This is a genomic window from Cecembia lonarensis LW9 (assembly GCF_000298295.1).
Taxonomy (GTDB): Bacteria; Bacteroidota; Bacteroidia; order Cytophagales; family Cyclobacteriaceae; genus Cecembia; species Cecembia lonarensis.
Window position 1 is genome coordinate 1 of record NZ_AMGM01000264.1, and the last position, 767, is coordinate 767.

Annotated in this window: 1 protein-coding gene; it reads right to left on the reverse strand. The window is 46.7% G+C overall.

The annotated features are described in order from the left end of the window. Positions 1 to 705: hypothetical protein (locus tag B879_RS24100; RefSeq protein WP_040401596.1), on the reverse strand; the 705-nt coding region annotated here is incomplete at its 3' end. Positions 706 to 767 lie beyond the last annotated feature (62 nt).

The window sequence follows — 767 nt, forward strand, 5'->3', positions numbered from 1 at the left end:
TTCCGTGCTCGTACGTGCGGCAGCAGCCTTTGCGGCAACCTGCGCGGCGGCAACTACTGCGACGTCAGTCGAATCTTTAGGTACCGTTGCGGGTATGCCCCACGTAGTACCAGCGCTTGGGACTTCCATCTCGCCTGCATCGATGCGCTCAGCCTCATCTGAAGTAACGAATTCATTCATTTCGTCCCTACTCAGCGGCGTTTCAGCAGTCACTGTATATTCGTATTTCGATCCAGGATTGATACTCGTGTCTACAAATGAAGTCTCCCCATTCAAGGTCGCCAAAAGCACTTCATCGCGATAAATGTAGGTTCTTGCTGCTCCCATATCTGGCCAAAGAAGATCAACTTTCGTTGGGCTGACAAGTGCGGCTGCGCGATCTTCTGGATTCTTAGATTCGAGAAGAGAGCCATTGAGGAGTGCTGTACCGTCTTCGGTTTCTACTTTGAAGAAATCGGGCAATGCTGCTGACGCAATCTCTTGCACATCAACCAAATTTTCGCCATCTCGAATTTCCACATTGCCATGGCGATCTTTTTTGATGGCAAAATCTGATTCTTCATGCTGGGTATCGGTACTGCTTATTTGGTTCGCAACTGGTTCTATATCAGTCACGGAAGCCGAAGCAGGAAGCGAGCTTGAAATGAACAATATAGTCATAACAAAAGCACAATATCTTGTAGTTTTTCGCATTAATTTATTCATTCGTCTCACGATTCAATCTTGACCTACTGGACATCTTGGATGATCTGTATAGCTAAATTAGC